5 protein-coding genes and 1 pseudogene are annotated in these 10,034 nt (G+C 72.8%); 4 read left to right on the top strand and 2 right to left on the bottom strand.

From position 1 onward, the window contains the following. The first annotated feature begins 100 nt into the window (after positions 1–100). Together B7L92_RS03490 and B7L92_RS03495 are read left to right on the top strand one after the other, a co-directional pair. A pseudogene (locus B7L92_RS03490) lies at positions 101–2,223 on the top strand (PP2C family protein-serine/threonine phosphatase). Between the two features lie 64 nt (positions 2,224–2,287). Then, positions 2,288–2,857 carry a DinB family protein gene (locus B7L92_RS03495; RefSeq protein ID WP_081236026.1) on the top strand — a complete coding sequence of 190 codons (570 nt, stop codon included), beginning with the start codon at positions 2,288–2,290 and terminating at the stop codon, positions 2,855–2,857. Positions 2,858–3,147: 290 nt separating this feature from the next. On the opposite strand, the gene B7L92_RS03500 is transcribed toward B7L92_RS03495, so the two are convergent. Next, positions 3,148–3,798 (bottom strand): CatB-related O-acetyltransferase, encoded by a 651-nt coding sequence (locus B7L92_RS03500; RefSeq protein ID WP_081236027.1) that lies wholly within the window; start codon positions 3,796–3,798, stop codon positions 3,148–3,150. 412 nt (positions 3,799–4,210) lie between these two features. Here B7L92_RS03500 and B7L92_RS03505 point away from each other — a divergent pair, with 412 nt between their 5' ends. After that, positions 4,211–7,219 carry a 3-keto-alpha-glucoside-1,2-lyase-like domain-containing protein gene (locus B7L92_RS03505; protein ID WP_081236028.1) on the top strand — a complete coding sequence of 1,003 codons (3,009 nt, stop codon included), beginning with the start codon at positions 4,211–4,213 and terminating at the stop codon, positions 7,217–7,219. A gap of 473 nt (positions 7,220–7,692) precedes the next feature. On the opposite strand, the gene B7L92_RS03510 is transcribed toward B7L92_RS03505, so the two are convergent. Continuing rightward, positions 7,693–9,051 carry an MFS transporter gene (locus B7L92_RS03510; protein WP_081236029.1) on the bottom strand — a complete coding sequence of 453 codons (1,359 nt, stop codon included), beginning with the start codon at positions 9,049–9,051 and terminating at the stop codon, positions 7,693–7,695. Between the two features lie 199 nt (positions 9,052–9,250). Here B7L92_RS03510 and B7L92_RS03515 point away from each other — a divergent pair. Beyond that, on the top strand, positions 9,251–10,034 hold a 784-nt coding region (locus B7L92_RS03515), incomplete at its 3' end, for an aminoglycoside adenylyltransferase family protein (RefSeq protein WP_081236032.1).

Below are 10,034 nucleotides of genomic sequence, written 5' to 3' on the forward strand. Positions count from 1 at the left end.
GTGAGCGACGGCCGGCGCGGAGGCGGACCGCGACCCGCCCGTGCGGGCGGTGGCGGCGGTCGCTTCGCTCGCCGACGGTCCGCACCGTACTGTCCGTTATGTGAAGAATGGCGGTTCCGGTGGGTTCGACGGCGAGAGGGCTTTGGGCGAGGCGCTCGTCGCCACGGTGCGCCGTACGGGGGCTCTGGCGGGGGGGTCGTCTACCTGTTGTCGGCGACCGAGCCGTTCCTGGGCCTGGCGGTGGTGTGCGGGCTGCCGTTGGTGGCGGTGGCCCCATGGGAGCGCGTCGCGGTGTCGGCCCTGGGCCCGCTGCCGGAGGCGGTGCGGGAGGGCCACCTGGTGTGGGTGGGACGGCAGGAGGACATGGCCCGTCTGTACCCGCACGCCGCGGCCGGGATGCCCTACCAGTTCGCGCTGGCCTTCGCCCCTTTGCACGGTGTCCACCGCTGGGGAGCGCTGGTGCTGCTGTGGTCCAAGAGCCACCTGCCGTCCCTCACCCGTCGCGAACGCGGGCACATCCTGTCCAGCGCGCGGCGCATCACCCGGGTGCTGGACGAGTCCCCCGGGCCGCGGAGCCTTCCCGACCGGCCGCGTGTCGTGCCCCTGCGCTGGTCCGGCCCCGATCCGGCACAGGCGGGGCTGGCCGCCGCCGACCTGGTCCAGCGGCTGCCCCTCGGTGCCCTCAGCCTCGACCTGGAAGGACGCATCACCTACCTCAACGACGCCGCCGTCCGCCTCCTGGGCCGCAGCGCCGAGCGCCTCCTGGGCACCCTGCCGTGGCAGGCCGTGCCCTGGCTCGACGACCCCGTCCACGAGGAGCACTACCGCACCGCGGTCTTCAGCCGTGAGTCCGTCGCCTACACCGCGCTGCGCCCGCCCGACCGGTGGCTGGACTTCCGGCTCTACCCGGACGACAGCGGCATCAGCGCCCTGGTCTCCCCGCACCAGGACCAGCAGCCGGTACAGGAGCCGCCCCGTGTCGCGACGCCTCTGGGCGCCGCGCCGGAGGGCGTCGGCACGGGACGGATCCACCAGCTGATCCACCTGGCGGCCGCCCTGAGCCAGACCGTCACCGTCGCCGATGTGACCCATGTGGTGGCCGACCGGATCCTGCCCGCGTTCGGCGCCCGGGGCATGGTCGTCTTCGCTGCCGACGCCGGACGTCTGAAGGTCATCGGGCATCGGAGCTACGACCCGCGCGTCATCGCACGCCTGAACGGCCTGCCGCTGGACACCGACCTCACCCCCGCCGGCCACATCCTCCGCAGCGGCATCCCGTCCTTCTTCGCCGACCCCGACGAGCTGGCCCGCGTCCACCCGCAGACGCTCATCATCAGCGGCAAGCGGGCATGGGCGTTCCTGCCCCTGGTGGTCGCCGACCGCCGGGTCGGCTGCTGCGTGTTGTCCTACGACCGTCCGCACTCCTTCAGCGCCGGCGACCGCGCCGTCCTCGTCTCCCTGAGCGGGCTCATCGCCCAGGCGATGGACCGCGCGCTGCTGTACGACGCCAAGCACGACCTCGCCCACGGCCTGCAGCAGGCCCTCCTGCCGGTGACCCTGCCTCCCGTCCCCGGGCTCGCCGTCGCCGCCCGGTACCTGCCGGCCGCCCACTGCATGGACATCGGCGGCGACTTCTACGACCTGATCCGCCTCAGCGACACCACCGCCGCCGCCGTCACCGGCGACGTGCAAGGGCACAACATCACCGCCGCCGCCCTCATGGGCCAGGTCCGCACCGCCGTCCACGCCACCGCCGGCGCACAGCCCGGCGAGGTCCTGGCCCGCACCAACCACGTCCTGATGGACCTCGAGACCGACCTGTTCGTCTCCTGCCTCTACCTCCACATCGACCTCGCCGCCCGGCGCCTCCACCTGGCCAGCGCGGGGCACCCTCCCCCGCTCCTGCGCAGCCCGGCGTCCGCGCCGAGGACCCGCGTGCTCGAGGTGGAGCCGGGCCCCCTGCTCGGCATCGGCGTCGACGCCTCCTACCCGGTGACCACCGCGCCGCTGCCCGCGGGAGCGCTCCTCGCCCTCTACACCGACGGGCTCGTGGAAACCCCCGGCACCGACATCACCGCGTCCATCACCGCTCTCGCCGACCACCTCACCGACAGCGGCGACCGGCCACTGGACGACCTGGCCGACCGCCTCGTCCACGCCGTCCCCCACCGCACCCGCGCCCGCGCCGACGACATCGCCCTGCTCCTGCTCCGCAGCCGGTGAAGGACCGCCCGGGTTCCTCCTCCGGAGAGAATTCGGTGGCGGGCCGGGAGCGCCGCGGACGAGCATGGCGCGCATGAGTGAGCGACCCGAGCGATGGAGCCAGGCGACCGTCCACCCCGACATGTGGACCGATCCGGACGACGACCCCCGTGAGAACGAAGGCCCCGGCCCGGAAGGCGAGTCGGCGACGCTGCTGGACTTCCTGACGGGCTACCGCATGACCCTGCGGATGAAGTGCGAGGGCCTGGACGCGGAGCAACTGGCCCGCCGGTCGGTTCCGCCGTCGACGATGTCGCTGCTCGGCCTGGTCCGGCACCTCACCGAGGTGGAACGGGACTGGCGCAACTGGATCACGGACGGTGACCCGCTGCCGAAGCTTTACGGCGAGAAGGACGCGGACTTCGACGGAGCTGCCGCGGAACAGACCGTGGTCGACGCCGCGTTCCGCGACCTGGAGCGCGAGCAGGCCGCGACCGACGCCGCGTTGGCCGGGCACCCGGATCTGGGTGCGCGCGTGGGGAAGGACGGGACCTCGGTCCGGGAGCTGATGGTGCACCGGATCGAGGAGTACGCCCGTCACTGCGGGCACGCCGACCTGTTGCGCGAGTGCATCGACGGCAGGGTGGGCCAGTGACGAGGCCCTGAGGCCCCGACCGGCCCCACCGGCACGTCACTTCGTGTGGAAGCCCCCTCCCCGCCGACCCGGCCCGTGGGGGCCTCACCGCCCGTCGGGTTCGTCCGCCACCCGTCCGGGTCGGGCCGGACCCACCGCGTCGACTTCGACGAGCCGCTCCGGCAGGGCGAGGCCCGGCGGCCCGTCACCGTGCCGGTGGGACGGTGCCCTCCGAAGCCGGACCGCTCGGCGACCCGAACTCCCCGCGGTCGTACGGCTGATGCGCCCGTGCGGGCACTCCCGCACGGGCGTCACCCGTGCGGGGTGGCCGGGGCGGCGGCTTCCAGATCGGCGATGCTGCCCGACATGATCGTCCGTACGTGCTCGGTGATGTGCTCCGCGGGCCAGTCCCACCAGGCCACCGCCAGCAGCCGGGCGATCTCCTCCTCGCTGTACCGGGTGCGGATGAGGCGGGCCGGGTTGCCGCCGACGATGCCGTAGTCGGGCACGTCGGCGGTGACCACGGAGCCGGCGCCGATGATCGCGCCGTGGCCGATCCGCACGCCGGGCATCACCGTCGTGCCGTGGCCGAACCAGACGTCGTTGCCCACGACGGTGTCCCCGCGGTCGGGCAGGCCCGTGAGCAGGTCGAAGTGTTCCGCCCAGGAGCCGCCCATGGTGGGGAAGGGGAAGGTCGAGGGGCCGTCCATCCGGTGGTTGGCGCCGTTCATGAGGAACCGCACGCCCGTGCCCAGCGCGCAGAACCTGCCGATGATCAGCTTCTCGGGCCCGTAGTGGTGCAGCACGTTGCGCGTCTCGAACGCGGTCGGGTCGTCCGGGTCGTCGTAGTAGGAGTACTCCCCGACCTCGATCAGCGGGGACTTCACCAGCGGCCTGAGCAGCACCACCCGCGGCTGCTCGGGCATCGGGTGGAGGACCGTGGGGTCGGCGGGTACGGGCATGGGGTGATCCTCCTCGGCGGCGGGTCCGTGTCCGGTCCATGATCGCGGCACCGCACCGTCCCCGGACAGCGATTTGTCACCTGCACGAACGCGGCGCACCGCCCCGGCGTCCAGCAGCGCGCCCACGGCCCTCAGCGGTACGGGCTGCGCGGCGGCCGGCTGCCGACGGCGCCGGTGCCGGACGTGGGGCGTCCAGCCCCAGGACCATCCGCATGGTCGTGGGCTTCCCGGCCCCGTTCCTTCGCAGGGCACACCGCCCCGACCGCACACGGCCCCGGACTTTGAACTCTCCGATGACAAAGTATGGACATGTCAAACAGAAGTCTTCTACCGTGGCGGCGCAAGTGCAGCGCCACCGCAGCAGACCGGAGCGATATCCGGCACGGTCCGGTCCCCGACTCGTGGAGGACCAATGCCCCACCGTCTGTTCCCGCGCGTCCGAAGACACCTCATCCCCCTCCTCGCCGGAGCCTTCCTGGCCGGCGGGCTGTGCTCCGCCCCGCCGGCTTCCGCCGCTCCCGCCGACATCCCTCCCCAGGAACCGGGAGTCACGCTCCGCGTGTTCGACGTGCAGACACCGCTGAGCAAGCTGTGCGCCCTGAAGCCGGGTCAGACCCCCAACCACGACAGACTGATGCCGACGATCGACTGGTCCACGGAGGCCGACTTCGGCGGGCTCTCCGACCACTTCGTCACCGAGACGTCCGGTTACCTGAACGTGCCGGAGGACGGCAGTTACGCGTTCCGCCTCACCAGTGACGACGGTTCACGGCTGACCATCGACGGCGACACCGTCATCGACCACGACGGGCTCCACGGGAGCGAGCCGAAGGACGGCACGGTCCACCTCACCGCCGGTCCGCACCCGCTGCGCATCGACCACTTCGAGCGGGACGGCGGACAACGGCTGCAACTGGCCTGGAGGCCGCCGGGCGAGAGCGGCTTCGCGGTCGTGCCCCGCGAGGCGCTGAGCACCGACGCCGGTGTCGTCCGGGTCACCGCGCCGGGCCGCAAGGAGTGCGAGGCGAGCGGCGACTCCCCCGGCGACGGCCTGCCCCTGACCTCCGTACGCCCCGACCTGACCCTCACCGACCTGCGTCCGGACGGCTTCGAGCCGCAGGTCAGCGGCATGGACTGGCTGCCCGACGGACGTCTCGCGATCAGTACGTGGGGCGGCACCGACAACGTTGCCGGAGAGGTGTACCTGCTGGACAACGTGACCGGCCGGACGAGCCGGGAGAAGGTCACCGTGCAGAAGGTGGCGAGCGGGCTGCGCGAACCCATGGGCGTCGCGTACGTGGACGGTTCGCTGTACGTGTCGCAGAAGCACGAGCTGACCCGGCTGGTCGACAAGGACCGCGACGGGGTGACCGACGAGTACCGCACGGTCGCCACCTGGCCGTACGGCGGGAACTTCCACGAGTTCGCCTTCGGTCTGCTCTACCGGGACGGCTACTTCTACGTGAACCTCTCCGTCGCCATCGACCTCGGCGGCGCGACCACCACCCCGCAGCCCGCGCCCGGGCGCGGGATCACGTACAAGGTCAGCAAGAAGACGGGGCGCATCAGTCCGGTCGCGGGCGGTCTGCGGACCCCCAACGGCCTCGGCTGGGGCCCCGGCGGCGGCCTCTTCGCCACCGACAACCAGGGCGGATGGCTTCCATCGTCGAAGCTCGTCCAGATCGAACAGGGCCGCTTCTTCAACCACTACACCGAGCCCCCGGGCACCTTCGACGACTCCCCCGTCACCGAGCCGGTGCTGTGGCTGCCGCAGAACGAGATCGCCAACTCGCCCTCCACTCCGCTGTATCTGAGGAAGGGCACCTTCGCCGGCCAGATGCTGCTGGGCGACGTCACCTACGGCGGTCTGCAGCGCGCCTACCTGGAGAAGGTGAAGGGCCAGTACCAGGGAGCCGTCTTCCGCTACACCCAGGGGCTCGAGGCCGGCGTCAACCGCATCACCCTGGGCCCCGACGGCGCGATCTACGCCGGCGGCCTGGGCGCCGACGGCAACTGGGGACAGGAGGGCAAGCTCAGGTTCGGCCTGCAGAAGCTGACGCCGAACGGCAAGAACACCTTCGACATCCGGTCGATGCGCGCCGTGCCCGGTGGCTTCGACCTGACGTACACCCAGCCCGTCTCCGCCGCCACCGCCGAACAGCTCGCCGCCCGCTACCGTGCCGAGCAGTGGCGCTACACACCGACCGCGGACTACGGGGGCCGGAAGATCGCCGAGGAACCGCTTCCCGTGCGCTCGGCGACGCTCTCGAAGGACGGCCGCACCGTCAAGCTCCGGCTGGACGGCCTGAAGCCGGGCCGCGTGGTGCACCTCCGTTCTCCGCGCCCCTTCACCTCGGCCTCCGGTGAACCGCTGTGGAGCACCGAGGCCTGGTACACCCTCAACCGGATGCCCGGCGAGCAGCCGCCCCCCGCCACCCGGTACGAGGCCGAGGAGGCGCGCCTCACCGGCACCGCCGGCATCAACACCGACCACGCGGGCCACTCCGGCAGCGGCTTCGTCGACCGCTACGCCACCGAGGGCAAGGTCGCCACGACCTTCGACGTGACGGTCCCGAAGACCGGCGCCTACGACGTGGGCCTGCGCTACTCCAACGGGCCCAACCCGTTCCGGGGCACCAAGTCCCTTTCCCTGTACGCCAACGGGAAGAAGGTGCGGCAGACGGAGCTCGCCTCCACCGGCGACTGGGACTCCTGGTCGACCCGGACCGAGAAGCTGACGCTGCGCGCCGGACACAACACGCTCTCCTACCGGTACGACCCCGGCGACACCGGCCATGTCAACCTCGACCTGATCACCGTCCGCCCGCACGGAGCCCGGGTCGCCCTGTTCGACGGGACGGCCGCCTCGCAGGCCCAGTGGCAGCACACCGACGGAAGACGCCTGCGGTGGCCGCTCACCGACGAGAAGTCGATGGAGGTGTGCTGCGGTGACATCCGCACCCTGGACGCGTACCAGGACTTCCGGCTGCACGTGGAGTTCCGCGTCCCCCTGCTTCCCCCCGACGTCACCGGTCAGGACCGCGGAAACAGCGGCATCTTCCTCCAGGACCGCTACGAGCTCCAGATCCTCGACTCCTACGGCGACACCTCACCGGGCACCGACGAGGCGGGGGCGATCTATCTGAAACGGGCGCCGGACACGAACGCGGCGACGGCGCCCGGGACCTGGCAGACCTACGACGTCGTCTTCCGCGCGGCCCGCTACGACGACAGCGGCCGCAAGACCGCCGACGCCCGCGTCACGGTGGTGTGGAACGGCGAGAAGGTCCACGACGACGTGGCCCTCGACGGACCGACCGCGTCGGGCCGGGCGGAAAGCCCGGCGGCGGGCGCGATCAGGTTGCAGGACCACGGGAACGAAGTCAGGTTCCGCAACATCCGGATCACCCCCTTGGCATGACCGCCGGGCCGGGCCGGGCGGCCTTCGCGGCCGTCCGGCCCGGCCCGGCCCGACTCGCGGCGCGGACGACCGGGCGGCTCGAGGTCGTCGGTCCTGGCGGGTCCTTCCGGCGGCCACGGGGAGGTCCGGGCGGGGACCGTGGAAGCGTTCGCGCGGGAGCCGGTCGTGCGTCACCACGACCGGCGTGCCGGTGCGGCGGGCCGGGGCTGCCTCGATCTCCTCCGCCGAGGCGGGGCCGGGTGGTCCGTCGGCTCGTCGGGCAGCAGCAGGTCGAGTGGACCAGCTGTTCCCCTGCGAGCAGTGGGAGAAGGGTGCTTCTGCCGACGCCGTCGGGACCGGTGACGAGCAGTCGGTCGCCAGGACCGAGCCCCCTGTCGGCGCCGGACTCCCCGCGCGAAGCGACAGGTCGGCCGCACGATCCCCGAGCCGAAGGGCCGGCGGGCCGACCGCGGACGCCGCGGCGGCGCTTCCCCCTAGGCGCCGGGAGGCACGTCGGGTGCGGTACGGGCCACGGCGGGTCCGGGTTCGCCGGGCACCGTGTCCGCCGTGCCCGGTCCGCCGGCCGCGGCCGTGTGGGCGGCGCGGCGCCGGCGGGCGTCCTCGTCGGTCTGTGCGTCGTAGGTCAGGAGCTTGGGCAGCGCGGTGGCCAGCAGGCCCACGGAGACCACACAGGCGAGGCCGCCGGTCCAGAACGCCGGACGGGTGCCGGTCCAGCCGGCCATCGCGCCCGCGCGGACCTGACCGAGCTGGGGGCCGACGCTGTAGGACAGGACCTCGATGCCGGCCAGCCGGCCGCGCAGCTCGTCGGGGACGGTCTGGTTCCAGATGGTCGAGCGGCCCAGCCCGCTCAGCATGTCCCCCGCACCGGCCAGCCCCAGGCACACCAGGACCAGCCAGACGTCGGACAGCCAGCCGGCCGCCGCGATGGCCAGTCCCCAGCCGGCCGCGCCGCACACCACCAGCAGCCCGTGCCGCCGTACCCGGGACACCCAGCCGCTGGTCAGGCTCACCAGTACCGAGCCGACCGACCCGGCCGCGTACATGAGCCCCAGCGACCAGTCGGCGTCCAGTTCGTCGGCGAGGAAGGGGAAGATGGTGTTCGGGAAGGCGAAGAACATCGCCGCCAGGTCCACCGCGTAGGTACCCAGCAGCACCGGTCGCGACCAGGCGTAACGGGCGCCCTCGGCGATACCGCGCAGCGACGGCTTGTCGGCGTTCTCCGCGGGCGGCGCGGGCGAGAGCCGCAGGCACATCAGTACCGAGGCGATGAAGCAGATCACCGTCGTCGCGTAGGCCGGGGCGTTGCCGGCGTAGGCCACGACCAGGCCCGCCACCGCGGGTCCGGCGATCGCCCCGATCTGCCAGCGCAACGCGTTCAGCGCGGCCGCCGCCGCGAGCTGGTCGTGCGGCACGATCCGGGCCAACAGGGAGTCCAGCGCGGGCCGTTGGAGCCCGGCCAGGGCCGCCACACCGGCCGCCACCACGTACAGCGGCCACAGCATCGGCTCCGGCAGCATCGCGTTGACCAGCAGGACCACCGCCAGCAGCCCCAGCCCGGCTTCGGTGAGCAGGATGACCCTGCCGCGGTCCACCGCGTCCGCGAGCGCCCCGCCGTACAGTCCGAAGATCACCAGCGGCACCAGTTCGACCGCGCCCATCGCGCCCACCGCGAGCGGTGAGCCGGTCAGCTCCTTGATCTGGAGCGGCAGGGCGACCAGTGCCATGAAGCTGCCGAAGTACGTGATCAGTCCCTGCGCCCACAGGAGCCGGAAGTCCCGGGAGGAACGCCAGGGCGAGAGGTCGGGCAGCACCGCGGAGAGCTTGGAGGTCACGACGGGTCATCCTCCGTCGGCGCGAACGCACGGCGCAACTTCATATCGGCCCGCTCCGCACGGCCCGGCTGCCGTGGTCCACCGGCCGCGCCGTCCGGCGGCGGAGGAGCGGTGGGGAAGCGGAGAAGAGGCGGAGAAGCGGCACCCCACGTCCGGTAATGGCGTGCGGTCGGCCCGGGCGGCGGGAGACACTCGCCCGGTGGATCGGATTCGGGAGACCGTGGGGCTGGTCGGCGAGGTGCTGGGGCCGGATGCCCTCGGCACCTACCTCCACGGGTCCGCCGTGCTCGGCGGTCTCAGACCGGCCAGCGACGTGGATGTGCTGGTCGTGTCCCGGCGGCGGATGGACGAGCAGGAGCGGCGGGCGCTCCTGGGCGGGCTGCTCGGCATCTCCGGTTGCGGTGACATCTCCGGTTGCGGGGACACGGCCCGCCCGGTCGAGCTCACGGTGGTCGTCCGGTCCGAGGTCCGGCCGTGGCGGTACCCGCCGATCGGCGACTTCCTGTACGGCGAGTGGCTGCGCGCCGAGTACGAGGCCGGGAAGGTTCCCCGGCCGGAGCCGATGCCCGATCTGGCCCTGCTGATCACCACGGCACTGGCCGGCGACCACCCCCTCACCGGCCCGCGCCCGGCGCAGGTCCTCGACCCCGTGCCCCGCGCCGACCTGGTCCGGGCGAGCCTGGCGGGCGTCCCCGGCCTGCTCGACGACCTGGACGGCGACACCCGCAACGTCCTGCTGACCCTCGCCCGTATCTGGAGCACGCTCGCCACCGGCCGGATCAGGCCGAAGGACGCCGCCGCCGACTGGGCCCTCGCCCGGCTCCCGCCCGAGCACCGCCCCGTCCTCGAGCACGCCAAGCGGCTCTACCTCACCTGCCGCTACTCCGAGGAGACCTGGAGCGGCGCGTTGCGGGCGCGGGTGCGTCCGCATGTGGACCATGTGCTCGGCGAGATCGACCGTTCCCGCGCCCGGTCCCCGCGGG

It is taken from the genome of Streptomyces viridosporus, assembly GCF_002078235.1.
Classification (GTDB): Bacteria; Actinomycetota; Actinomycetes; order Streptomycetales; family Streptomycetaceae; genus Streptomyces; species Streptomyces viridosporus.